The sequence below is a fragment of the Bounagaea algeriensis genome, from assembly GCF_054491375.1.
Genome location: NZ_CM137102.1, coordinates 1,144,253 through 1,168,342, shown reverse-complemented (window position 1 = coordinate 1,168,342; position 24,090 = coordinate 1,144,253). Strand labels below are relative to the sequence as shown.

General features: G+C 70.9%; 19 protein-coding genes and 2 tRNA genes. 9 read left to right on the top strand and 12 right to left on the bottom strand.

From position 1 onward, the window contains the following. Position 1: 1 nt before the first annotated feature. From tig to ACVGV2_RS05325, 3 genes are all read right to left on the bottom strand, one after another. On the bottom strand, positions 2-1,468 hold the full coding sequence (gene tig / locus ACVGV2_RS05335; protein ID WP_459164931.1) for a trigger factor: 1,467 nt from the start codon (positions 1,466-1,468) through the stop codon (positions 2-4). A gap of 388 nt (positions 1,469-1,856) precedes the next feature. Next, on the bottom strand, positions 1,857-2,021 hold the full coding sequence (locus ACVGV2_RS05330; RefSeq protein ID WP_459164930.1) for a hypothetical protein: 165 nt from the start codon (positions 2,019-2,021) through the stop codon (positions 1,857-1,859). Positions 2,022-2,277: 256 nt separating this feature from the next. Then, positions 2,278-2,351: transfer RNA gene (locus ACVGV2_RS05325), tRNA-Pro, on the bottom strand. 232 nt (positions 2,352-2,583) lie between these two features. On the opposite strand from ACVGV2_RS05325, the gene ACVGV2_RS05320 reads away from it, so the two are divergent. The 3 genes from ACVGV2_RS05320 (at position 2,584) to ACVGV2_RS05310 (ending at position 4,613) form a co-directional block, all read left to right on the top strand. Then, a tRNA-Gly gene (locus tag ACVGV2_RS05320) sits at positions 2,584-2,654 on the top strand. Between the two features lie 371 nt (positions 2,655-3,025). Next, the gene (locus tag ACVGV2_RS05315; protein WP_459164929.1) at positions 3,026-3,679 is read left to right on the top strand and encodes a 2'-5' RNA ligase family protein; all 654 of its coding nucleotides are present in this window, start codon (positions 3,026-3,028) and stop codon (positions 3,677-3,679) included. 178 nt (positions 3,680-3,857) lie between these two features. Further along, positions 3,858-4,613, top strand: a complete 756-nt coding sequence (locus tag ACVGV2_RS05310; protein ID WP_459164928.1) for a hypothetical protein — start codon at positions 3,858-3,860, stop codon at positions 4,611-4,613. A gap of 23 nt (positions 4,614-4,636) precedes the next feature. Here ACVGV2_RS05310 and ACVGV2_RS05305 read toward each other — a convergent pair whose 3' ends face one another. Together ACVGV2_RS05305 and ACVGV2_RS05300 are read right to left on the bottom strand one after the other, a co-directional pair. After that, positions 4,637-5,452, bottom strand: coding sequence for an Fpg/Nei family DNA glycosylase (locus ACVGV2_RS05305; protein ID WP_459164927.1), 816 nt, complete (start codon positions 5,450-5,452; stop codon positions 4,637-4,639). Positions 5,453-5,541: 89 nt separating this feature from the next. Next, complete coding sequence (locus ACVGV2_RS05300) at positions 5,542-6,009, bottom strand: ribose-5-phosphate isomerase (RefSeq protein WP_459164926.1); 468 nt, start codon at positions 6,007-6,009, stop codon at positions 5,542-5,544. Positions 6,010-6,142: 133 nt separating this feature from the next. On the opposite strand from ACVGV2_RS05300, the gene ACVGV2_RS05295 reads away from it, so the two are divergent. Then, entirely contained in the window at positions 6,143-6,943 is an 801-nt protein-coding gene (locus tag ACVGV2_RS05295) for an MBL fold metallo-hydrolase (RefSeq protein ID WP_459164925.1), read from the top strand. 54 nt (positions 6,944-6,997) lie between these two features. Here the strand turns inward: ACVGV2_RS05295 and ACVGV2_RS05290 are convergent, their stop codons facing one another. Then, positions 6,998-7,606, bottom strand: coding sequence for a mycothiol-dependent nitroreductase Rv2466c family protein (locus ACVGV2_RS05290; protein ID WP_459164924.1), 609 nt, complete (start codon positions 7,604-7,606; stop codon positions 6,998-7,000). A 203-nt stretch (positions 7,607-7,809) separates the two neighbouring features. On the opposite strand from ACVGV2_RS05290, the gene pepN reads away from it, so the two are divergent. Continuing rightward, complete coding sequence (gene pepN / locus ACVGV2_RS05285) at positions 7,810-10,398, top strand: aminopeptidase N (protein WP_459164923.1); 2,589 nt, start codon at positions 7,810-7,812, stop codon at positions 10,396-10,398. Between the two features lie 92 nt (positions 10,399-10,490). Here the strand turns inward: pepN and ACVGV2_RS05280 are convergent, their stop codons facing one another. From ACVGV2_RS05280 to ACVGV2_RS05270, 3 genes are all read right to left on the bottom strand, one after another. Further along, positions 10,491-10,985 carry a DUF5130 family protein gene (locus ACVGV2_RS05280; protein ID WP_459164922.1) on the bottom strand — a complete coding sequence of 165 codons (495 nt, stop codon included), beginning with the start codon at positions 10,983-10,985 and terminating at the stop codon, positions 10,491-10,493. Beyond that, positions 10,972-11,226 carry an aa3-type cytochrome oxidase subunit CtaJ gene (gene ctaJ / locus ACVGV2_RS05275; RefSeq protein ID WP_459164921.1) on the bottom strand — a complete coding sequence of 85 codons (255 nt, stop codon included), beginning with the start codon at positions 11,224-11,226 and terminating at the stop codon, positions 10,972-10,974. The genes ACVGV2_RS05280 and ctaJ overlap by 14 nt, the downstream gene beginning before the upstream one ends. Before the next feature lie 733 nt (positions 11,227-11,959). Beyond that, positions 11,960-12,508, bottom strand: coding sequence for an HNH endonuclease (locus ACVGV2_RS05270; RefSeq protein ID WP_459165880.1), 549 nt, complete (start codon positions 12,506-12,508; stop codon positions 11,960-11,962). A gap of 307 nt (positions 12,509-12,815) precedes the next feature. On the opposite strand from ACVGV2_RS05270, the gene ACVGV2_RS05265 reads away from it, so the two are divergent. The 4 genes from ACVGV2_RS05265 to ACVGV2_RS05250 all read left to right on the top strand — a co-directional run bounded on the left by ACVGV2_RS05265 (position 12,816) and on the right by ACVGV2_RS05250 (position 17,711). After that, positions 12,816-15,080, top strand: coding sequence for a prolyl oligopeptidase family serine peptidase (locus tag ACVGV2_RS05265; protein WP_459164920.1), 2,265 nt, complete (start codon positions 12,816-12,818; stop codon positions 15,078-15,080). 153 nt (positions 15,081-15,233) lie between these two features. Continuing rightward, a complete protein-coding gene (locus ACVGV2_RS05260; RefSeq protein ID WP_459164919.1) occupies positions 15,234-16,226 on the top strand; it encodes a mechanosensitive ion channel family protein in 993 nt (330 codons plus the stop codon). Between the two features lie 32 nt (positions 16,227-16,258). Continuing rightward, positions 16,259-16,639, top strand: a complete 381-nt coding sequence (locus tag ACVGV2_RS05255) for a globin (protein WP_459164918.1) — start codon at positions 16,259-16,261, stop codon at positions 16,637-16,639. A 13-nt stretch (positions 16,640-16,652) separates the two neighbouring features. Continuing rightward, positions 16,653-17,711: a DUF3459 domain-containing protein gene (locus ACVGV2_RS05250; RefSeq protein ID WP_459164917.1), complete on the top strand. Its 1,059-nt coding sequence runs from the start codon at positions 16,653-16,655 to the stop codon at positions 17,709-17,711. Positions 17,712-17,747: 36 nt separating this feature from the next. On the opposite strand, the gene ACVGV2_RS05245 is transcribed toward ACVGV2_RS05250, so the two are convergent. From ACVGV2_RS05245 to ACVGV2_RS05235, 3 genes are read right to left on the bottom strand one after another with little or no spacing between them, the layout of a single operon-like run. Beyond that, entirely contained in the window at positions 17,748-18,389 is a 642-nt protein-coding gene (locus ACVGV2_RS05245) for a hypothetical protein (protein WP_459164916.1), read from the bottom strand. Continuing rightward, entirely contained in the window at positions 18,382-18,840 is a 459-nt protein-coding gene (locus tag ACVGV2_RS05240; RefSeq protein WP_459164915.1) for an acyl-CoA thioesterase, read from the bottom strand. Before ACVGV2_RS05240 ends, ACVGV2_RS05245 begins: the two co-directional genes overlap by 8 nt. Before the next feature lie 45 nt (positions 18,841-18,885). Next, complete coding sequence (locus ACVGV2_RS05235; protein ID WP_459164914.1) at positions 18,886-23,892, bottom strand: NAD-glutamate dehydrogenase; 5,007 nt, start codon at positions 23,890-23,892, stop codon at positions 18,886-18,888. Positions 23,893-24,090 lie beyond the last annotated feature (198 nt).

Here is a 24,090-nt window from a genome sequence, read left to right as displayed (position 1 = left end):
GTCAGCCGCCCTTCTGCTCCGATTCGGACTCCGACTGCTCCGCGTCCGACTCGGACTCCGGCTCCGCTTCGGCGGAGACTTCCACGGACTCGCCCTCGACCTCCGTGATGGCCGGCTCGGACTCCTCGTCCTGCTCGCCGTTCTCGTTCTCGGTGCCGAACAGCTCGTCCATGTCCAGCTCGTTGCCGGAGGCGTCGGTGATCGTCGCCTGCCGCACGACGTCGAACAACGCCTTGCTGCGGCGGACATCGGCGTAGATCGCGCCCAGCTGACCGGACTGCTGCACCTGCTGCACGAACTGGTCGGGGCTCATGCCCGACTGCTGCGCCTGGTACATGATCCGCTCGGTGAGCTCGTTGTCCGAGACGGACACTTCCTCGGCGTCGGCGACGGTGTCCAGGACCAGCTGCGTCCGGACGGCCTTCTCCGCCTCCTCGCGGGTCTCGGCGTCCCAGTCCTCGCGAGTCCGGCCCTGCTGCCGCAACGACTCGTTGAACTGCTCGTCGTCGTGCTCGAACGGGTGCACGGCGTCGTGGTGCCGCGTCTCGATCTCGGACTCGACCGCCTGCTCCGGCACCGGCACGTCGGTGCTGTCCAGCAGGGCCTGCAGGACCTTGTCCCGAGCCTCCATGCCCTGCTGCATCCGCTTGACGCGCCCCATGCGCTCGCGCAGGTCCGCCATGAGCTCGTCGATCGAGTCGAACTCGCTCGCCATCTGCGCGAACTCGTCGTCGGCCTCGGGCAGGTGCCGCTCCTTGACCGAGCCGACCGTGGCGGTCACCTCGGCCTCGCGCTCGGCGTGGTCACCCGCGACGAGCGTCGTCGTGAACGTCGTGGTCTCGCCCGCGCTCAAACCGGTGATCGCGTCGTCCAGGCCCTCGATCAGGTTGTCCGAGCCGATCTCGTGGGACAGGCCGCTGGTGCTGGCGTCCTCGATCTCCTCGCCGTCGGCCGTGGCGGACAGGTCGAGGCTGACGAAGTCGCCCTGCTGGGCGGCGCGATCCACCCCGGTGAGGGTCCCGAAACGGGCCCGCAGGGTGTCGAGCTGCTCGTTGATCTCCTCCTCGGTGAGCTCGACGTCGTCCACGCTCACCGACAGCTCGCCGAAGGCGGGCACGGTGATCTCCGGGCGGACGTCCACATCGGCGGTGAACTCGATCTGCTCGCCGTCGGCGATGTTGGTCACCTCGATGTCCGGGCGGCCGAGGGGGCTCACCTCGGTGCTGTTGACCGCCTCGAGGTACTTCGACGGGACTGCCTCATTGACGACCTCGTCGAGCACTGGGGCACGACCGATGCGGCTTTCCAACACCCTGGCCGGCACCTTGCCCGGCCGGAAACCGGGAATGCGCACCTGCTGGGCGAGTGCCTTGTACGCGCGGTCGAAGTTCGGCTTGAGCTCCTCGAACGGCACCTCGACATTGATCCGGACGCGCGTCGGGCTCAGGTGCTCGACGGTGCTCTTCACGTGGTCTCCTAGTCGAACGTGCTTGCTCCCGGCGCTTTGCCTGCCGGGGTGACCTGACGGACCGCCGTCGACCGGCTCGCCGCCGTCACGCCCGCCAATGCCGGGCTGACCACTGAGTCTATTGCGTTGCGCGGCGGCTGCGCGCTCCGGGGTCAGCTGCTGCGGAGCCCATCGGCACCACCCGTGGCGGGCGAGCACGGAGACCACAGCGCACACGCCACGCACCACCACGCACGCAGCCACACACAGCCACGCACAGCCACTGCCGGCGGCTCCCGCGCAGCGCTGCGAGGGCGGTCCGCGGGACGGCTGCGGCGGGATGTCCCGGTGAGGTGGTCCCAGCGGGATGGTCCCGGTGAGGTGGTCCCGGCGAGGTGGTCGCGGCGGTTCAGCGCTGCGGAGGCGGCACGGCGGTACCGACCCGCTCGGACGGGACGTCCGGCTCGGGACCGTCGATCCCGAGGGACACGCCGACGAGCACCGCGACCACGAGCACGAGCCCCGCGCACACCAGCACCGCGGACCACCGGGGCGGCGAGGAGAATCTGTCCACGCCGTGAGCATCGCCCGATTCGCCGTGATCGTTACCCGTTCGGCGGACGACTGGAATGCGCTCGGTGATCGGCCGCGGCTGCAAGCACGTGCCGAGCAGGGGTCAAACCGGGCAGCCAAGCCGGGGAGCCAAACCGGGCAGCCAAGTGCCGAACAGGAGGCGCGGACGCATCTGCGGCCGCCCGCCGCACGACGAGCGGCCGCCCGGTCGGGGTGGCGATGTCCTGAGACATCACACCGCCTGAGACATCACACCGTCGGGGTGGCGGGATTTGAACCCACGGCCCCTCGCACCCAAAGCGAGTGCGCTACCAAACTGCGCCACACCCCGATCGCGTCCGCCCGGCGGACGCGCTGCCAGGAGCCTATCGCGCACCGACGAGCTCGGACACGCGTGGTCGAAGCCGCCCGACCGGGTGCGCGGCGAGCGCGGGGCGGGTGACTCGCCCGCAGCGGACTGGGTTAGGATCTCACCAGTCGTCACATCGGCACCGGCGGTGTCCGGCGCCGGTGGCACGGACGACCCGCGGGATCACGCAGGTGCCGCGGACAACGGAACACGCGCGGGCGTAGCTCAATGGCAGAGCCCCAGCCTTCCAAGCTGGTTATGCGGGTTCGATTCCCGTCGCCCGCTCCGCACGGGGTGCGTCGGCGCGATGCCGGCGCACCCCGTTCGTGTCGCGGGGGTTCTCGTCGCCGGGCTCTCCTCGCCGGGCTCTCCTCGCCGGGCTCTCCTCGCCGGGTTCTCGTCGCTGGAAACTCCCGCCGCGCGCCGTGCCCGCAACGGGCAAAACGACGCAACGAGATGGCTGCCCGATGTCGGGGGTCCCGGAGCGAGGCATCGCCGGAGGTTCCCCCACCTGACCCGCTACGCCAGCCGATCCGCGGACTCCCTAGGCTGGGCGGAACCGGGCCGGTGCGGCCGGGCGCGCGAACGGGCGGACTTTGACACGACCGGCGTGAGATAGCTCAATCTGACGCCACAGGCGAAAGGAACCGTGCAGTATGTGTGGTGTGATCGACATGCCACACGCCGATCAGGTGCGGAACTACGCCCGCTGGCGTCCCGGGTGGTACGCCGGGCGCACGAGCTACGCCTGGCTGCTGCCGCTGGGCGGCCAGCCTGGTCTGCGTGACCTCGTCAACCAGTACCAGTACGCGCTGCGCGACCTGCCCGGGTTCGACCCCGTCCCGCTGGAGTGGATGCACATCCTGGTCCAGGAGATCGGCTTCTCCGACGAGGTGGACCGGTCGAAGCTGGACTCGCTCGTCCCCGCGGTGCGCGAGCGCATCACCGGCACGGCCCCGCTGTCGCTGGTGTTCCAGCGCGCGGTCGTGCTGCCGGAGTCGCTGGCGCTGCCCGCGGAACCGCAGTCGACCGTGCGGGAGCTGCGCGACTCGGTGCGCTCCGGTGTCGCCGACGTGTTCGGCGGGGAGCACCTGCCGGGCGAACCGGAGGAGATCGACCAGCACATCAGCCTGGCGCATTCCAGCCAGGACGGGCCAGCGATCTTCGCCGTGGCCACCCTCGGGGCCACGAGCGTCGACCCGGCTTCGGTCCGGGTTCCCTCGTTGTCGCTGGTGGAGCTCAACCGCGACCACTCCTGCTCCGAATGGGAGACGATCGCCGAACTGCCCTTCGACGGAACTCCCGAATGACACGCCCGCCCGAGTGACGCGGGCGTGCGGGCGGCGCAGGCACGGTCACGCACGCAGCCACGCGGGCGGTGCGGGCGCGGATGATGCGCCCCGCAGGAGCGCGCCCGCGGAACCGATCGATCCGGCCCCGCGCAGCGCGTAGTCTCGGCAGCGAACGGACGTGTGCGGGAGGCAACGCGTGGAAGCGCTCATCATCATCGTGCTCGCGGCGGCAGTCATCATCGCCGCCGTCTGGTGGTCGCGGCGGAAGGCCGAGGACGCGCGCCGGCGAGAACTCGACGACGCCAAGGCGGAAGCGCGCCGCTGGGTCGAGCGGCTCGGCGGCCAGGTGCTGCACCTGGTGGGGACCAACGACGCCGCGAAGCAGGCCCTCGCCGACGCCTCGGAGCGGCACACCGCGGCGACGTCCCAGCTGGAGCAGGCGACGAGCACTCAGCAGGCGCGGTTGACCACGGACACCGCTCTGGAAGGCCTGTACTACGCGCGGGCCGCGCGCACCGCCATGGACATGGACCCGGGCCCGGAACTGCCGGACACCTCGGGCCGCGCCAGGGCCGGCCGGGTCACCGAGTACCGCGAGGTGGAGGTCGAAGGTCAGCAGCAGGTCGCCTCGCCCTCGCCGACCGAGCAGACGCCGCACTACTACCCCGGCGGCAACGTGGCCGGACGTCCCGTGCCCGAGGGCTGGTACAGCCAGCCGTGGTGGAAGCCGGCTCTCATGGCCGGCGCGTGGGGTGCGGGCTCTTTCCTGCTGATGAGCACCCTGTTCACCGGGATGGCCGGGGTGCCCGCGGCGGCCATGGCCGCCGATGGTGGCGGTGACGTGGGCGGCGACGCCGGCGACATGGGCGGTGACGCCGGTGACGGCGGCGATGCCGGTGACATGGGCGGCGACGGCGGCGGCCTGTTCGACGGCTTCGACTTCGACTTCTGACGAGCCGCGGATTCCCCGAAGTCCTACCGCGGGTCCTTCTGGCAGGCGGGGCACCAGTAGAGGTGCCTGCCGGCCAGCTTCTCGGTGAGCACCTCGCTGCTGCATACGAGGCAGGGCATGCCGGCGCGCCGGTAGACGTACACCTCGCCGCCGTGCCGGTCGCGCCGCGGTTCGCGCCCCGTGGTGACGGGATCGTGTTCGGTTCGGACCGTGTCGATGCGTCCGGTTCGCACGCCGTCGTGCATGAGGGCGACGAGGTCGGCCCAGGTGCTCTCCCACTGCTGCGGGGTCAGGTCGCGTCCGGGGGTGTGCGGGGGAATGCCGTGGCGGAACAGCACTTCGGCGCGGTAGACGTTGCCGACACCGGCGAGCACCGCCTGGTCCATGAGCAGCGCCGCGATCGTGGTGCGGCTGCGGGAGACGCGGCGCCAGGCGCGGTCCGGGTCGGCGTCGGCGCGCAGCGGGTCCGGTCCGAGCCGTTCGCGGACGGCTGCCACTTCGTCGGGGGTGAGCAGTTCGCAGGCCGTGGGGCCGCGCAGGTCCGTGCCGTGCGTGCCGCCGAGCAGGCGCATGCGCACTTGGCCGCGGGGTTCGGCCGCGGGCAGGTCGAATTCGGTGAACTTGCCGTACAGCCCGAGGTGGATGTGCACGATCCGGTCGCCGGCGTAGGTGTGGAACAGGTGCTTGCCGTGGGCTTGCGCGGAGCGCAGGACGGCACCGTCGACGTCGGCGGCGCCCGCGGCGAACCGCCCCTGCGGGCTGGACACGCGCACGGCAGCGCCGGCGTAGCGCTGCTCGTGCAATCGCGCGAGCCGGTGCAGGGTGTGGCCTTCGGGCATGAGTGATCGTCGACCGCGCAGATCGGCCCCGGCCCGTGCGGGACGGGCCGGGACGCCGTGGTTCGGGAAAGCTGGGACCTGCCGGGCCGTCAGTTCGGCAGGGCGGGCGGCTGGCCGGTCTTCTCGTAGTCGGCCAGCATGTCGATGCGCCGCTGGTGCCGGCCGCCCTCGAACTCGGTCGTCAGGAAGGCGTGGATGATGCCTTCGATCTCCTCGGTGCTGTGCATGCGGGCACCGATGCCGGCGACGAGGGCGTTGTTGTGCTTGCGGGAGAGCTCGGCGGTTGCCACGTTCCACGTCAACGCGGCCCGCACCCCGGGCACCTTGTTCGCGGCGATCTGCTCGCCGTTGCCGGAGCCGCCGATGACCAGTCCGCGGCTGCCCTCGTCAGCAGCGACGCGGCGTGCCGCTTCCACGCAGAACGGCGGGTAGTCGTCCTCGGCGTCGTAGACCTCCGGGCCCACGTCGACCGGTTCGTACCCGTTCTCGCGCAGCCACGCGACCAGGTGCTTCTTCAGTTCGAAACCTGCGTGATCAGAGCCTAGGTAGACGCGCACGCCGCGCAGTGTGCCAAACGCGCCGCGCCGTTCGGCAGCCCGGTAGGCTCTGCGCTCGAGGACCGGCCGGGCCGCACCGCAAGCGCTACCGGCCGCCCTGACTTCCCCGCACCCGAGCACGGAGGTGACCGGCGTGCCGTGGCACACGCTCGCTGCCGGGGTGCACATCCGCACCCACTCCGATCTGGATCTGACGGTCGGGCTCGTCACGGGTGCACGCGCGGCGCTGGTCGTCGACGCGCGGAGCGACGACGAGCAGGGCGCGGAGCTGGCACGCGCGGTGCGGGAACGGACCGCGCTGCCGCTGCAGCTGGTGCTCACGCACGGCCACTTCGACCACTGCTTCGGCGGCCGGGCGCTCGGCGCGGAGCACGTGTGGGCGCACCGCGGTTACCCGGCGTTCGTCGACGCGACCGCCGAGCAGCAGCGGCAGCAGTGGGCGCAGCACTTCACCGACCGGGGAGACGCGGCGCGGGCCGCCGCGCTGCGCCGGGCGGTGCCCGCGGCCGCGGACCGCCCGGTGGCCGAGCGGGCACGCCTCGACCTCGGTGGACGCACCGTGCGTTTCGTCCACTTCGGACGGGGGCACACCGATCACGACCTGCTCGTGCACGTCGAGGACGCCGGTGTCGTGTTCACCGGCGACCTCGTCGAACAGGCCGGGCCGCCGGATTTCGAGCACGCCCACCCGGCGCAGTGGCCTTCCACATTGGACGCGCTGCTGGCCGGGGGGAGCTGGCACACGGCCGTGCCGGGGCACGGCGAACCCGTGGACCGCGCGTTCGTGCGGCGCCAGCGCGACGACCTCGCCGCGCTGGCCGCGCTGTGCCGCGCCGTCGGCAACGGCGAGCTCGGCGCGGACGAAGCGCTGCCGCGCGCACCGTTCCCGGCGGAGACCACCGCTGCGGCGCTGCGCCGCTGCGGCCCCGGATGAGGTCGGTGGGCGCCGCTGCGGAACTCCCGCAACAGCACCCGATCCATCCGGACCTCACACCTGCGGCCCCTCGGTCCGAGTTCGCTTGAGCTCGAAGAAGTACGGGTAGCGCGCCATCGACACGGCGCCGTCGAACATGGCCGCGGCCTCCTCCCCGGTGGGGACCCGCGTGATGACCGGACCGAAGAACGCCACGCCGTCCACGTGCAGCGTCGGCGTGCCGACGTCGTCGCCGACCGGGTCCATCCCGGCGTGGTGGCTGCTGCGCAGCGCCTCGTCGTGCTCGGTGCTGTCCGCCGCCGCGGCGAGCTCGGCGGGCAGTCCGGCTTCCTGCAGGGACTCGGCGATGACCGCGTCGAAGTCCTTGCGGCCCTGCCCGTGCATGCGGTTTCCCATGGCGGTGTACAGCGGTTCGAGGACCTCGTTGCCGTGCTGCTGCTCCGCGGCGATCGCCACGCGCACCGGGCCCCACGCCTTGCTCATGAGCTCCTGGTAGTCCGCGGAGAGGTCGCCGCCCTCGTTGAGCACGGCCAAGCTCATCACGCGGAAGTTCAGGTCCATGTCGCGGACCTTGGCGACCTCGAGGATCCAGCGCGAGGAGATCCACGCGAAGGGGCAGAGCGGGTCGAAGTAGAAGTCCACCTGCGGACGGGACGTCGTCATCGCTTCTCCTTGCATCCAACGTGCGGTACCCGGCGGCGCACCGCCTCCACCGGAACAACTCGCGCGGCCCGCCGCGTCTTCCCGCATCCTCGGGGCACGCGTGCGCACCCGCCCGCGATGTCCGAAGCCGCCGGCGTGATTGGATTCGGCTGTCGACGCATTCGCGCCGGTGAAAACCGACCCGACGAGCAACGAGGTGATCCGTGGCACCGCCGAACCTCACCCGCGAGCAGGCCCGGGAACGCGCGGAGCTGCTGCGCGTGCAGTCCTACGTCATCGAGCTGGATCTGTCCGACGGCGCGGACGGCTCCGGGGCCGCGACGTTCTCCTCGACCACCACGGTGCGGTTCACCAGCGACCAGGTCGGCGGCCGGACCTGGATCGACCTGATCGCGACCCGCGTGCACCGCGCCGTGCTCAACGGCGTCGAGCTCGACCTGTCCGGCTACGACGAGTCCACCGGCATCCAGCTGCCGGACCTGGCCGCGGACAACGAGCTCGTCGTCCACGCGGACTGCTACTACACCAACACCGGTGAGGGCCTGCACCGCTTCGTCGACCCCGTGGACGGGGCCGCGTACCTGTACAGCCAGTTCGAGACGGCTGACGCGAAGCGCATGTTCGCCTGCTTCGACCAGCCGGACCTGAAGGCCACGTACCAGTTGACGGTGCACGCCCCCGAGTCGTGGAAGGTCATCTCCAACGCCGCGGTGGACGCGATCGAGGCGAACCCGAACGGCTCGCTGCGGCACGTGTTCGCGACGACGCGTCCGCTGTCGACCTACCTGGTCGCGCTCGTCGCCGGCCCGTACGCCGAGTGGCGCGACGTCTTCCACGGTGAGGAGGGCGACATCCCGCTGGGGCTGTACTGCCGCGCCTCGCTGGCCGAGCACTTCGACCCGGAACGCCTGTTCACCGAGACCAAGCAGGGTTTCGCGTTCTACCACCGGGCCTTCGGCGTGTCCTACCCGTTCGGCAAGTACGACCAGTGCTTCGTTCCCGAGTTCAACGCGGGGGCGATGGAGAACGCCGGCTGCGTCACCTTCCGCGAGGACTACGTGTTCCGGTCCAAGGTGACCGGTTACTTCTACGAGCGCCGCGCCGAGACCGTGCTGCACGAGATGGCGCACATGTGGTTCGGTGACCTGGTGACGATGCGCTGGTGGGACGACCTGTGGCTCAACGAGTCGTTCGCCACCTGGGCGAGCGTGCTGTGCCAGGTCAACGCCACGCAGTACGAGCACGCCTGGACCACGTTCGCGAACGTGGAGAAGTCCTGGGCCTACCGGCAGGACCAGCTGCCGTCCACGCACCCCATCGCCGCCGACATGACGGACCTGCAGGCGGTCGAGGTCAACTTCGACGGCATCACCTACGCCAAGGGCGCGTCGGTGCTCAAGCAGCTGGTCGCCTACGTCGGCCTGGAGAACTTCCTGGCCGGGCTGCGCGTCTACTTCGACCGGCACGCGTGGGGCAACGCCGCGCTGAGCGATTTGCTGCAGGCCCTGGAGGAGTCCTCCGGCCGGGACCTGTCCTGGTGGAGCGCGCAGTGGTTGGAGACCACCGGGCTGAACACGCTGCGGCCCGAGTTCGAAACGGACTCGCAAGGCCGGTTCACCTCGTTCGCCGTGCTGCAGGAGGGTGCCCGGCCGGGTGCGGGTGAGCTGCGCACGCACCGGCTGGCCATCGGCGTCTACGACGAGCAGGACGGCCGGCTCGTCCGCCAGCACCGCGTGGAAACCGACGTCTCCGGTGAGCGCACCGAGGTGCCGGACCTCGTCGGCGTGCACCGCGGCCAGCTCGTTCTGGTCAACGACGACGACCTGACCTACTGCTCGCTGCGGCTGGACCCGGAGTCGCTGCGCACCCTGGTGCGGCGGATCGGCGACCTGGAGGAGTCGCTGCCGCGCGCGCTGTGCTGGTCCACGGCGTGGGAGATGACGCGGAACGCGGAGATGCGCGCCCGCGACTTCGTCGACCTCGTCGTCGGTTCATCGGCGGATGCGGGCATCGGTGCTGAGACCGAAGTCGGCGTGGTGCAGCGGGTCCTCCTGCAGGCCCAGACCGCGCTGGCGTCCTATGTGGACCCCTCGTGGCAGGCCGAGAGCTGGCGGCGGTTCACCAGCAGGCTGTTCGAGCTGGCCGGCAAGGCCGAGCCGGGTTCGGACCACCAGCTGGCCTTCGTCACCTCGCTGGCCGGGTCCGTTCTGGACGGCGAGCAGCTCGGGGTGCTGCGCGGTTGGCTGGACGGTTCCGCCCCGCTGGAGGGACTGCACGTCGACACGGACCTGCGGTGGCAACTGCTGCAGGCGCTGGTGGCGCACGCCGCCGCGTCCGAGTCCGAGATCGACGCGCAGCTCGAGCAGGACTCCACGGCCATGGGCCAGCGGCGCGCCGAGCGGGCGCGGGCGCTCGTCCCCACCGCGGAGAACAAGTGGCGCGCCTGGCAGCGGGCGGTGCACGACGACGAGCTGCCGAACGCGATCAACGAGGCGATCATCGGCGGGTTCAGCCACCCGAACCAGAAGGAGCTGCTCGCCGACTACGTGCACACCTACTTCGCCGAGGTGGACGACGTCTGGCAGCGGCGTTCGAGCGAACGGGCCCAGCCGACGGTGATCGGCCTGTTCCCCTCGTGGTCCGTTTCCGAGGACACGGTCGCCGCAGCGGACGCGTGGCTGGCCGAGGAGCACCCGCCGGCGCTGCGGCGGCTCGTCTCGGAGGGCCGCGCCGGGGTGGTCCGCGCGCTGGCCGCGCGGGCGTTCGACCGCGGTGAGCAGCGCACCGGTTGACCGACCGGTGACGCGACCGACGGACACGGCCGGGGTTGGGCGATGCCCGCCCCGGCCGCCGCGTTTCCGGTGCCGTCACTCGGGGCGGGCCGTCACTCGGGGCGGTCGGATCGCTGCCCGGCCGCGTCGGCCAGCATGCGCAGCCCGCTCACCAGTCCTTCGGTGAGCTCGCCCTCCTGGAACGAAGCCATCATGCTCATGGCCGCGAGCTGGCAGCTGCGGTCGGTGATCCGCCGGTGCGCCTCCTCACCGGTGACGATCTCGAACGCGCGCTGCCCGGGCGAGACGGCGATGAGCACGCCGGACGAGGCGTACTCCCCCAGGCCGGCGTGCAGCTCCGCGGCTCGTGCGCGCGTCTCGTCGCCGAGGTCACCGAGGTAGATGGCGAATTCGAGGCCGGTGCTGCGACTGGAGAGCGCGAGGCCCTCGTCGATCCGTTCCAGCTGCGTGGGACTGAACGGCAGGCGGTAGTGATCCGGTTCCACGCGGCGGGCGATGGAGAGCCTGCCGGCGTCCATCACGACTTCACCCGAGGTCAGTTCCGCCTCGGCCCGAGCGGGGTCCCCCGCGACCTCACCAGTTGCCACGTGCGCCTCCCCGCGCCGTCTCGGGTCGCGTGCCCTCGGACGCCTCGGCGTCGGTGTCGGCGGGGACCGCCTTGCTCACCTCGGCCGGATTCGCGACCCAGAACACCGGAGAGAAGTTCCAATCCTGATCTGCGCGATAGCGCGGGCGGGTCAGCCGCGGCCACATCACCATGAGCGTGATCAACGCGTAGATGGCCGCCGGGATCACCGCCAGGACGAGCACAGCCTCAACGACAGTCACAGGACGTACGGTATCCGATGAGTCCTCTTCGATGCGGCACGACCGGCTCCTCGTTTCGGCGTCGGCCGCGCGTTCCCGGCCCGCACCCGGTCGTTTCACCGCAGGCACCGCACTGCCCAGCCGAAATCCTCCGGACACGCGCCACCCGGTAACGATTCGTGACTCAATTCACTCCTTTTGGCTCGAACGGAGTACCTTCGAGGTCCGTCCGAGCCCATCCAGGGGTACGCGCGGCGGGGCGACTTGGCGGCTTGTATCGAATGCGGAGCGGTTCTAGATTTCACCTGTCTGGATCTTGCACCGCTGTCCACGCACGTTCCAGAGGCCGACCGACCGTGGAGGGAACACTCGTGGCAACCACTGGGAGCACGATGGGGGCACCGTCCATCACCCGTACGGAGCGAAATCGAACACGCAACGCGCAGGGGGTGCGGATCAGCAGTCGGTGCACCCGGGGCGGCGAATCGCGCGGCCCCGCACGGGTCAGCAGCGCGGCCGGCGTGCGCATCAGCTGACCGCGCGCAACGGCCGATCGCGGCCGAGCGACCGCAGCTGATCAGCGGCAGCTGGTCGGAGGCAGCTGGTCGGAGGCAGCCGCCCGGAGGCGGGGCGACCCCGCTCCGGGCGGCACTACTCCGGGCGGCACCGGCCGGCGGAACGGACGAGAGCGCCGAACCGGCCGGCGCGTCCCGAGCCGCGGACTCGCCAAGCACCGCGGTGCTTCACCGGCCGGTCACGCGGCGACCTCGCCGAGGTACGGCAACCACATCGGATCGGCGTCCACGCCCATCAACCGCCAGTGCCGCCCGTGCGGCGTGCGCGGCACCACCAACAGCCGCCAGCCCAGCTCGGCCGGCGTCCGATCAGCCTTGCGGTGGTTGCACTTGCGGCAGGAAGCCACGCAGTTCTCCCAGGTGTGCTGCCCACCGCGACTGCGCGGGAGCACGTGGTCGATCGTTTCGGCCTTCGCACCGCAGTAGGCGCACCGGTGGTCGTCCCGCGCCAGCAGCGCCGCGCGACTGAGCGGCACCCGGCCGCGGTAGGGCACGCGCACGAACGTGCGCAACCGGATGACCGAGGGCACGGCCACCGCGTGGTTGGCCGAACGCAGCACCACGCCCGCCTCGTCGCCGTGCACGAGTTCGGCCTTGCCGCACACGAGCAACACCACCGCACGCCGCAGCGGCAGCGCCGTCAGCGGTTCGAACGTGGCGTTGAGCAGCAGCACCCGCCGCCGCACGGCCCGCGCGGGATCGCTGCGCTGCGTGCGGCTGCCCGTCACGCAGCGCACGGAAGATGCCGGCTCGCCATGGCCGCGCGCGGCACCGCTGTCCGGCGCGGTGCCGCCGTCCGGCGCGTTCGTCAGAGTCCGTTGCGGGTCGGGCACTCGACCACCTCCACGGGCTGTCCGGCAACAGTCGACCACACGCGCCGACCCGAACGCACGTGTGATTGGTCACGCCCGCTCGCCGGGACCCACGACCATTGTCCGCCACCCCGGACCGCTCTCCGCGGCCGCTGCCCCATCGCGTGATCACCTGGTTGAGCGAAAGCGCCGCGCTCAGGACGGATTCCGTATCGTCGGCGCCGTGAGCGAGTCACCAACCCAGTCCTGGCCGCACCACCCGCCCGCTGCGAACCCGCCCGCCTACCCCGAGGCGGAGCGCGAAGACCGGATCGACGTGCTGCACGGCCACTCCGTCAGCGATCCGTACCGCTGGTTGGAGGATCCGCAGGATCCCCGCGCGGTGAAGTGGAGCGAGGCTCAGGACGAGCTCGCACGCGCGCACCTCGACGCGCTGCCCGACCGCGAGGCGATCACCGAGCACCTCTCCGCGCTGCACGCCGCCGGCTCGGTGGGCACGCCGACCTGGCGCGCCGGCCGCGCCTTCTTCGTGCGCCGCGCACCCGCCGAGGAGTTCGCCGTGCTGCACGTGCGCGAACCGGACGGGACCGAGCGCGTGTTGCTGGACGTCATGCAGCTCGACCCGAGCGGTCTGACGACGCTCGACCGGTGGTCACCGAGCCGCGAAGGCGACCGGCTCGCCTATCAGATCTCGGTCGGCGGCGACGAGGAGTCACTGCTGCACGTGCTCGACGTGGACAGCGGCGAACTGCTCGAAGGCCCCATCGACCGGTGCCGCTACTCACCCGTGTCCTGGCTGCCCGGGGGCGCGGAGTTCTGCTACGTGCGCCGCCTGCCGCCGGAGGAGGTGCCGGCGGACGAGCAGCAGTTCCACCGCCGCGTGTGGCGCCACCGCGTCGGCACCGATCCGGCGCAGGACGTCCGGCTGCACGGGGACGGCCTCGACCCGACCTACTTCTTCGGCACGAGCGCCTCCCGCGACGGGCGCTGGTTGGTGATCAACGGCAGCCCCGGCACCGCGCGCAAGGACTCGGTGTGGCTGCTCGACCTGGACCCCGCTGCCGCGCAGCCGAAGCGGCAGCTCGTCGACACCACCGAGGGGTTCCGCGCGCACGCCTGGGTCGAACCGGACGGTCGGCTGTACGTGCTGACCACGCGCGATGCATCCCGGTGGGAGCTGTTCACGGCCGATCCGCAGCGGCCGGAGCAGCAGCACTGGAGCAAGCTGCTCGCCGCGGATCCCGAGGCGGTGCTCGACGCCGTGCGCTGGTTCGATCCGGGCGACGGGAAGCCACTGCTCGCGGCGCTGCGCACGCGGCACGCCGTCTCCGAGATCACCCTGCACGACCCGGCCAGCGGCGCGGCCGTGCGCGAGCTCCCGCTGCCGGGCACCGGCCAGGTCACCGGGCTCAGCACCGTCGACGAGCACACCGCGGGCGGTGCCGAGCACGTGTGGTTCGGCTGGACCGACTTCGGCACCCCGCCGTGCGTGCACCGCTACGCGCACACCACCGGTGAGGTCGTGCTCGAGCAGCGGGCGCCCGGGGCGAACCGGCTGCCCGAAGTGCGCACCCGCCAGGTGACCTACCGCTCCGCGGACGGCACACCGGTGCGGATGTTCCTGCTCACCCCGACCGAGCAGCCCGACGAACCGCGTCCGGCGCTGATGACCGGCTACGGCGGTTTCTCGCTGTCCCGCGAACCCGGCTACGCGCCGACCGCCCTGGCCTGGGTGGCCGCGGGCGGGGTGTGGGCTCTGCCGTCGCTGCGCGGCGGTGGCGAGGAGGGCGAGCAGTGGCACCGCGCGGGCATGCGGGAGAACAAGCAGAACACCTTCGACGACTTCCACGCGGCGGCGGAACACCTGATCGCCGAGGGCTGGACCGGCAGCGACCGGCTGGCGATATCCGGCGGTTCCAACGGCGGGCTGCTCGTCGGCGCGGCGCTGACCCAGCGGCCCGATCTCTACCGCGCGGTGGTGTGCTCGGCGCCGCTGCTGGACATGGTGCGCTTCGAGCACTTCCTGCTCGGACGCCTGTGGACCGAGGAGTACGGGTCCAGCGAGCACGCCGAAGAACTGGAGTGGTTGCTGTCCTACTCGCCGTACCACCACGTGCGTCCGGGCACGGGCTACCCGTCGGTGCTGTTCAGCGTGTTCGAGTCGGACACGCGGGTGGATCCGCTGCACGCCCGGAAGATGTGCGCCGCGTTGCAGCACGCGACCGGCGCCCCTCCCACCACCGCCCAACCGCACGGAACGGCTCAACCGCCCGAGCCCGTCCAACCGCGCGGGACCGCCCGCCCGCATGACGGGGGAGCCGCCGAGCAGCGACCCGTGCTGCTGCGCCGCGAGACGGAGGTGGGCCACGCGGCCCGCTCCGTGTCGCGCACGGTGGACCTGATCGCCGACCAGCTCGCGTTCCTGTCCGCGGCCACCGGTCTGCACTGGGTGACAGAATCGCCCGAATTCCCTGATCACATGGCGTGATAAGACCCATAAAAATCGGCGATCCGAGTAACGAACGGCCGTTGTCGTTCGACTGTCCGGGTGATGCGCGCCGTCTCCGTCCGCCCGGACGGCGGCGACCCCCGACGCCGTGCGCGGCGCGCATCCCCCGTCCCCCGATGGAGACCGCCGAGCATGGACCTACCCGATCTCTCGCAACCGAAGTGCGTGCAGGAAGTGGGCAGCTGGTGCCACGGCGTGTTCCGCATGACCGGCAACGAGTGGCTCGCCGCATCCTCCGACTTCTTGCTGGCCAAACCGTTCAAGATCGCGCTCATCCTGGTGGTGGCCTACACGATCCGCTGGGTCGTGCACCGGGTGATCACGCGGATGACCCAGCCGAACGGGCGGACCCCGAAGCTGCTGCAGCCGCTCAAGGAACGCTCGGACGTGCGCACCAACGCCGCGCTGTCCGAGCGGCGCCTGCAGCGGGCCCGCACCATCGGCTCGGTGATGAAGTCCGTCGCCTCGCTGCTCATCCTCGGCCTGGCGGTGATGTACATCCTGCAGGTGCTGGGTGTGCCCATCGGACCGCTGCTCACCTCCGCCGGGGTGCTCGGCATCGCCGTGTCCTTCGGCGCGCAGAACCTCGTGCGGGACTTCCTGTCCGGCATGTTCATGCTCGTCGAGGACCAGTACGGCGTGGGCGACTGGGTCGACGTCGGCGAGGCCGCCGGCACGGTCGAAGCGGTGGGCCTGCGCGTGACCACGCTGCGCGATGTGGACGGCACCGTCTGGTACGTGCGCAACGGGGAGATCCTGCGCGTCGGCAACTCCAGCCAGGGCTGGGCCGTCGCCGTGCTGGACCTGCCGATCTCGCACTCCAGCGACGTGCAGAAGGCCATCGAGGTCGCCTCGGAGGTCGCGGAGGAGGCCACCCAGCGCGACCCGCTCGCCGAGGATTGCCTGGAACCGCCGCAGATGCTCGGCGTGAACCAGGTCACAGTGGACGCGCTCAGCCTGCGGTTGACGATCAAGGTGCGCCCCGGCAAGCAGTGGACGGTGCAGCGCCAGTTGCACCGCGAGATCAAGCGCGCCTACGACCACGAGGACATCAAGCCCCCGTACCCGAACGGCCTGCCGCTGGGACCGGGCAGCAGCACGCAGCACAACTCGAAACAGCCGTGACGGTGTCATCGGAGTGCTGACAGGATGGGGACGTGACTTCGCAGACCTTCTACGACCAGGTGGGCGGCGAGGCGACCTTCGACAAGATCGTGGCGCGCTTCTACCAGGAGGTCGCCTCCGACGAGCTGCTGCGGCCGATCTACCCGGAGGAGGACCTGGGACCGGCGCAGGAACGCCTCAAGCTGTTCCTCATGCAGTACTGGGGAGGCCCGCGCACCTACTCCGAACAGCGCGGACATCCGCGTCTGCGGATGCGGCACGCGCCGTTCAAGATCGGCCTGGCCGAACGCGACGCGTGGCTGCGGTGCATGCGCATCGCCTTGGACGAGGCGGAGCTCAGCTCCGAACACCGCGAACAGCTCTGGTCGTACTTCGAGATGGCCGCGCACGGCATGGTGAATTCGTGGTTCTGACTCGGGTGGCGCGGTGATTGGCAACGAGGAGACGACCGACCGGCCGTGGTGGCGCGACGCGCTGTTCTACCGCGTGGACGTGCGCACGTTCGCCGATGCCGACGGCGACGGTGTGGGCGATCTCGAAGGGCTGCGGGCCCGGCTCGGCTACACGGAGCTGTTCGGGGCGGACGCGCTCGTGCTCACCGGCGTGCCCTCCCCGGAGGGTGATTCGTTCACCTCTCTCGTGGACGAGGTGCACCAGAGCGGCATGCGCCTGCTCATCGCCGCCGATTTCGACCCGTACGAGCAGGACGCGCGGGCGGTGCTCCAGCCGTGGCTGCGGCACGGCGTCGACGGCGTGCACCTCGCACCGCGGGACGATCCGGACGGGGTGGTGCGCGGCATCGTCGACGAGTTCCCCGAGCGCATCGTGCTCGGCACCGGCAAGGGGCCGTGGCACTTGGCGTTCAACCTGGAACTCGCCGTCACCGGGTTCGACCCGGCGGGACTGCCCGCGGTGATCGACCGCATCCTCGACGGCCCCAACGGCGCACCCACGCGGCAGGCCTGGGCGATGGCCAGCCGGGATGCCGAGAACAGCCGCACCGATGCCGCGCTGACGCCCGTGCGGTCCATGGCGCTGGTGCAGCTGGCACTGCCGGGTGCGGTGTGCCTGCGGCACGGCGAGGAACTCGGTCTTCCCGGTACCCGGCCGGTGCCGATGCCGTGGGAAGGCGGCACGCCGCCGTTCGGCTTCTCCCCGATGCCCGGTGACTGGGAGCAGATCCCGCCGGCGTGGTCCGAATTCACCGTGGAAAGCCAGCTCGAAGACGCCGACTCCACGCTGTCGCTGTACCGCAAGGCGGTGCAGCTGCGCAACGAGCACTCGGCGTTCACCGGCGACGGCGTCGAGTGGTTCGGCGCCCCGGAGGGCTGCTTCGCGTTCCGGCGCACCGGGCACGGGCTGACGTGCGCGCTGAACGTCTCGGCCGAACGAGTGCCCGCGCCCCCGGGCGAGTTGCTGCTGTCCAGCCGCCCGTTGCGCGACGGCGAACTGGAACCCGGCACGGCCGCCTGGTTGGCGGGCTAGGGACCGCCACCGGCCTGCGCTAGGTCCCCTGCGGCGTCACATCAGCAGGGGCAGCAGTGCGTGCCGACGCCGCACCACGGCACCGAACCGGGAGTCGATGCGCAGCCAGGACTCGGTGGCGCTGATCCGGACGACCTCCTCCTCGGGCGGTTCGGGAACCAAAAAGCCCATGCCGGACAGCGCGAACAGGCACCGCAGCGGCACCTTCACCTCCAAACCGGCGCCGTGCACGGTGAAGACCTCCTGGTCCATCAGCGACGCCGGCGGAGTGCCCTTCGGGCCGACGTTCTCGCGGGCGAGTTGAACCCCCTGGTCGGCGACCTCGCCGACGACCTTCGCGGGCAGGTCGTCGACGCGTCGCCAGCCCTCGGGCGGCGGCAGCTCGGAGCGCCACATGAGATCCCGCTCCGGACCGGGATCCATCCGCGGCCCGTTGGCCACGGTCAACGCGGCGAGCAGCTCACTACCTTGCACGCTCACGTCGGCCGGTTCGGCCTCCCCCTGCACCACGCGGGTGCACAGCGCGTCGAACGGGGTGGCGGTCCACACGTCCAACCGGTCGGTCCCGGCGCGGTTGCGCAGCCGCAGCACGGTCTGCTGCTCCAGGCGCACGGCGCGTGCCACGAACGCGCCGAGGTCCTCGCGCTGCGCGGCATCCGGCATTCGCAGTTCAGGCACTGGAAGGCTCCACGTTCTCCGCTCGCGCTGCGGCCGGTCGGCCCGGCCCCGGACCCTGCCAACCGCGGAGGAACGCGCGCTCCTCCGCGGTCAGCCGCCGCGGCCGGCCCGCAGCGAGGTCGTACGGAACCATGAGCGTTTCCGCGCTGGCCACCGTTTCCTCGGAGTGCGCGGTGTAGTCCACGACGAACGAAGCGGCCTTGACCTCCCGCACGGACATGCGCACGCGCAGCACGCGGTCCGCGTAGAACAGCGGGCTGTGGTAGTCGATCACCACGCGTGCCACCACCATGCCCGCGGACATGCCGTGCAACCCGCGCCGCTCCGCTTCGGCGAAGAGCATCTCGGCGCGCGCCTGCTCCAGCAGCGTGACCATCGTCGCGTGGTTGACGTGGCCGAACGCGTCCATGTCCGCCCAGCGCAGCGGGACTTCGGCCTCGAAGGCGCCCACCGGCCGCTCCTTTCAAGAAATCTCGTTCGCAGCAGGAAACGCCTGCTACCGCACCATGCCGCGCAGTTCGCGGACGGCGACGGACAGGGTAGCCAAGTCCAGTCTGCCCGATCCCATGATCTGGGCCAGCACCGAGCGGGCCCGCTGCAACCGGGAGGAATTGGCCGATTCCCACCGAGCGATCTTGTCCTCCGCGCTCTCCCCCGGCTCGCTCGCGCGCAGCACCTCCACCGCGATGTCCCGCAACGTGGCGTAGAAGTCGTCGCGCAGCGCCAACCGCGCCAGCGCGTGCCACCGGTTGCCGCGCTCCAGCTGGTTGACCGCCTGGAGCATGCGCTCCACGTCGAGGTGTTCCCACAGCGCGTAGTACAGCTCGGCGCTCTCCTGCGGACTGCGCTCGGGCGGAATGCCGGTGTCGCGTTCGGCCAGCTCCGCGACCTCGGTGATGTCCAGCAGCGCGAACGAGTCGAGCAGCGCTCCCACCCGTTCGGCCAAGGCCTCGGGCACGCCCTGCTCGACCCAGCTGCGGATCTTCTCCTCCGCGGCCGCGCTGGCCACGCCCCGCAGCAGGCCGCGCACCGACCCGGTGAGTTCCTGCACGACCGGCCGGAACCTGTTGATCTCCGCGCCGATGGCCAGCGGCTGCGGCCTGTTCGTCAGCATCCAGCGCGAGGCCCGGTCGAGCACCCGGCGGCTCTCCAGCACCAGGTCGTCGGTCACCGAAACGGGCACGCTGCCCGTCAGCTCGTCGATCTCGCGCCACACCGCGTGCAGGTCGTAGATGCTGGTGACCGCGGCGAACGCGCGCACGGCTTCAGCGGCCGTGGCGCTGATCTCCTCGGAAAGCCGGAAGGCGTAGGAGATCCCCGCGTTGTCCACCATCTCGTTGATCAGCAGCGTGGTGATGATCTGGCGCCGCAGCGGGTGGGCGTCGATCGCGCCGGAGTACTGCGAACGCAGCGGTTCCGGGAAGTACTCGGGCAGGCGCCGGGTGAACGCGTCCTCGTCCGGCAGGTCGCTGGAGAGCACCTCCTCCTTGAGGGAGAGCTTCACGTGCGCCATCAGCGTGGCCAGTTCCGGCGAGGTCAGCCCGGCTCCGGCGCGTTCGCGCTCGCGCACCTCGTCCTGCGTGGGCAGTGCTTCCAGCTCCCGGTCGAGGGCACCGGCGCGTTCCAGCGCGGTGATCTGCCGCGCGTGCACCGACAGCATTTCCGGCGCGTGCGAGCGGGCCACGCCGAGCAGGTGGTTCTGGCTGCGGTTGTCGTCCAGCACCAGTTCGGCCACGTCGTCGGTCATGTCCCCGAGCAGTTCGTTGCGCTGCTGCCGCGTCAGCTTCCCGGTCGATACCAGCCGGTCCAGCACGATCTTGATGTTGACCTCGTGGTCCGAGCAGTCCACGCCGGCCGAGTTGTCCAGCGCGTCGCTGTTGATCTTCCCGCCGGTGCGGGCGAATTCGATGCGACCGAGCTGGGTCGCGCCGAGGTTGCCGCCTTCTCCGACCACTTTCACGCGCAGCTGGTTGCCGTCGACGCGCACCGCGTCGTTGCCCTTGTCGCCGACGTCGGAGTGCGCCTCGCTCGAGGCCTTGACGTAGGTGCCGACCCCGCCGTTCCACAGCAGGTCGACGGGGGACTGCAGGATCGCCTTGATCAGTTCCGGCGGGGACAACTGCTGCACCGACTCGTCGATGCCCAGCGCGGTGCGGATTCGCGGGTTCAGCGGGATCGACTTGAGCGAACGCGACCACACGCCGCCGCCTTCGCTCAGCACCGAGCGGTCGTAGTCGTCCCACGTGGTCCGCGGTGTGGTGAACAGGCGCTGCCGCTCGGCGAACGACGCCGCCGGGTCGGGATCCGGGTCGATGAAGATGTGCACGTGGTTGAAAGCCGCGACGAGTTTGAGGTGCTCGGAGGAGAGCATCCCGTTGCCGAACACGTCACCACCCATGTCGCCCACGCCGACGGCGGTGAACTCCTCGCGCTGCGTGTCCACGCCGAGTTCGCGGAAGTGCCGCTTGACGCTCTCCCACGCGCCGCGGGCGGTGATGCCCATCTCCTTGTGGTCGTAGCCGACCGATCCGCCGGAGGCGAAGGCGTCGCCGAGCCAGAACCCGTAGGACGCGGCGACCTCGTTGGCGATGTCGGAGAAGCTCGCGGTGCCCTTGTCGGCCGCGACGACGAGGTAGTCGTCGTCGCCGTCGTGGCGAACCACCCCTCGCGGCGGGTCGATCTCACCGTCGACGAGGTTGTCCGTGAGGTCGAGCATGCCGGAGATGAACATGCGGTAGCAGGCGATGCCCTCGGCCTGCTGCGCCTCGCGGTCCGCGGCCGGGTCGCCCGTCGCCGCCGGCGGGTGCTTGACCACGAATCCGCCCTTGGCGCCGAGCGGCACGATCACCGCGTTCTTGATGGCCTGCGCCTTGACCAGTCCGAGTACCTCGGTGCGGAAGTCCTGCCTGCGGTCGGACCAGCGCAGACCGCCGCGCGCGACCGAACCGAACCGCAGGTGCACGCCCTCGGTCCGCGGCGAGTACACGAAGATCTCGTAGCGCGGCCGCGGTTCCGGCAGTCCGGAGATCGCCGCGGGTTCCAGCTTCAGCGCCAGGTAGGGCCGTGTTCCGTCCTCATCGGACATGAAGTAGTTCGTGCGCAACGTGGCGGTGACCAGGTTGAGGTAGCTGCGCAAGATCCGGTCGGTGTCCAGCCCGGCCACGTCCTCGAGCAGCGCGTCGACTTCCTCCCGCAGCCGCGCCTGCTGCTCTTCGCGTTCCGCTGTGGACAGTTGCGGGTCGAACCGCGCTTCGAAGAGCCGCACGAGCGCGAGCGCGATCTCCCGGTGGTCGAGGATCACGTTCTCGATGTAGTCCTGCGTGTAGGCGGTACCGACCTGGCGCAGGTACTTGGCGTAGGCGCGCAGCACGACGACCTGCTGCCAGCCGAGCCCGGCGCGCAGCACCAGCGCGTTGAACCTGTCCACTTCGGCGTCGCCCAGCCACGCGGCGCGGAAGGCCTGCTCGAAGCGCTCCTGCAACGTGTCCAGCGGCTGCGTGCCGTCATCGACGAGCAGGTCCTTCTCCACGCGCAGGCCGAAGTCGCAGATCCAGTAGCGCTCGCCGTCGAACACGACCTCGTAGGGACGCTCGTCGACGACCTCGACACCCATGGCCTGCAGCACCGGCAGCACGCGGGAGAGGCTGACCCGCCCGCCGCGCACGAAGATCTTGAACCGGCGCTCGTCCGGTGCCGAGCCCTGCGGGTCGTAGAAGTACATGTCGAGGTCCCGCTGCCCCGACAGCACCCGCAGCCGGGTGAGGTCGCGCAGCCCCTCCTCGGCGGGGAAGTCCTCCTTGTAGGCCTCCGGGAAACCGCCGGCCCACTGCTGGGCGAGCTGGTGGATGGCTTCCGAGCCGGCGGCGGGCCAGTCCGGGTGCGGCCGGGTGCGCTGCTCTGCGCGCAGCGCGTCGATCATCGCGTCGTCCCAGGTGCGCACGGCCTCGTTGAGGCGTTGCTGGATGCTGCCGAGATCCGGCCGCACCTGCTCCTGCGGGTCGGTGTGCACGGTGAAGTGCACCCGCGCCAGCGCCGACTCGCCGACCCGCGTGCTGTACTCCAGCCCGGTGCCGCCGAGTTCGTCGATCAGCACCTCCTGCATCGCCAGCCGCGAACTCGTCGTGTACCGGTCGCGCGGCAGGTACACCAGGCAGGAGTAGAACCGGCCGTACGGATCGCGCCGCAGGAACGGTTTGAGCTTGCGGCGGTCGGCCAGCGCGAGCACGCCGGTGATGATCTCGCGCAGCGTCCCCTCGTCGGTGGCGAACAGCTCGGTGCGCGGGTAGTCCTGGATCTCCTCCAGCATCTGCTGGCCGGAGTACGACTCGAGCGGGAAACCGGCGCGGTGGATGACGGTGCGCACGCGGCGTTCGATCACCGGGATGTCGAGCACGTTCTCGTGCAGCGCGGTCGTGGTGAACAACCCGAGGAAACGGTGTTCACCGGTCGTGCGGCCGTTCTCGTCGAAGGTCTGCACACCGACGTAGAACGGGTGCACCGGACGGTGCACAGTGGACGAAGCGCTGGCCTGGGTGAGCACCATCAGCTGCGGGGACAGCTCCGGAGACGGCGTGTCCGGTCCCGCGGTGAGCCGGCGGGATTCGACGCTGTCGCGGCGCAGCACGCCGAGCCCGGAGGCCAGCACCGCGCGCAGCGCCGGGGTCCGCCCCGTCCCGTCGGCACCGCTGCCGGCGGCCTCCTCGCCGGACTCGGAGCCCTCGAGCGCGTAGTGGCGGTAGCCGAGGAAGGTGAAGTGCCCGTCGGCCAGCCACCGCAGCAGTTGCGCGCCGTCGTGCACGTCCTCGGCGGGCAGCGGCGGCGGGCTCTGCTCGAGCTCCGCTGCGAGCGTGCGCGCCGTGGTGTGCATCCGGTCCGTGTCCTCGACGACCTCGCGGACGTCGTTGAGGACCTCGAGCAGCCGGCCTTCGAGCTCCGCCAACCGCGCGGGTTCGGCGATCTTGTCGACCTCCACGCACATCCAGGACTCGGTGATCGCACCGGACGGCGGAGCCGCGGGGTCGGCGCTGGGCAGCACCTCGCGCAGCTCGCCGGTCACGTCCCGGTCGGCAGCGATGATCGGGTGGATGATGCGGCGCACCTCGGCGCCGCTGCGGCCGAGCTCGGCGGCGACCGAATCCACCAGGTACGGCATGTCGTCGGTGACGATCTGCACGATCGTCGCCGAACTCTCCCAACCGTCGGTCTCCGGATCCGGGTTGAACACGCGCACCACGGCGCGTCCGGCCACGCGTTCCGCGGCGAGCCCGCGGTGCGCGCGCACCGCGGCGACCAGGTCGGCGGGCTCGTCCTGCGCGAACTCCTCACCGGGAACGTGCCGGTAGTAAGTACCGAGCAGTTCGGCGAGGTCGGGAGCCGAATCGGCCGCGCGGTCCAGCAGCCGGTTCCTGGTCTCCTCGGAGCCCTCGGGCCGTTCGTCCGCCACGTCTCCCCCAGCTTCGCGCGCCTGCGCTTCGGTGTCCAGCTGTTCAGCTCTCGAAATCATGCTCAGCTCCTGCTCCGCGGCACCTCGTTGTGCCCGCACGTCCACCATAAGCCTGCCAGGCCGACCCCTTGAGACGCGTCCCACAGCGAACATCCGGCACGAAATCACACGGCGGAAGGGTGCGGCCTCGCGAAGCATGATCAGCGCTCGGCACGGGAACTTCGCACGCAGTGCGTGGAAAAACAGCGGACGGCAGCG

What these genes read in the sequence shown, in the direction of transcription:
- ACVGV2_RS05290 (WP_459164924.1), bottom strand. Translation starts at nt 7,606, where the DNA reads ATGACGACGTCCCGTCCGCAGGTGGACTTCTACTTCGACCCGCTCTGC.
- ACVGV2_RS05315 (WP_459164929.1), top strand. Translation starts at nt 3,026, where the DNA reads ATGTGTGGTGTGATCGACATGCCACACGCCGATCAGGTGCGGAACTAC.
- ACVGV2_RS05305 (WP_459164927.1), bottom strand. Translation starts at nt 5,452, where the DNA reads ATGCCCGAAGGCCACACCCTGCACCGGCTCGCGCGATTGCACGAGCAG.
- ACVGV2_RS05260 (WP_459164919.1), top strand. Translation starts at nt 15,234, where the DNA reads ATGGACCTACCCGATCTCTCGCAACCGAAGTGCGTGCAGGAAGTGGGC.
- ACVGV2_RS05235 (WP_459164914.1), bottom strand. Translation starts at nt 23,892, where the DNA reads ATGATTTCGAGAGCTGAACAGCTGGACACCGAAGCGCAGGCGCGCGAA.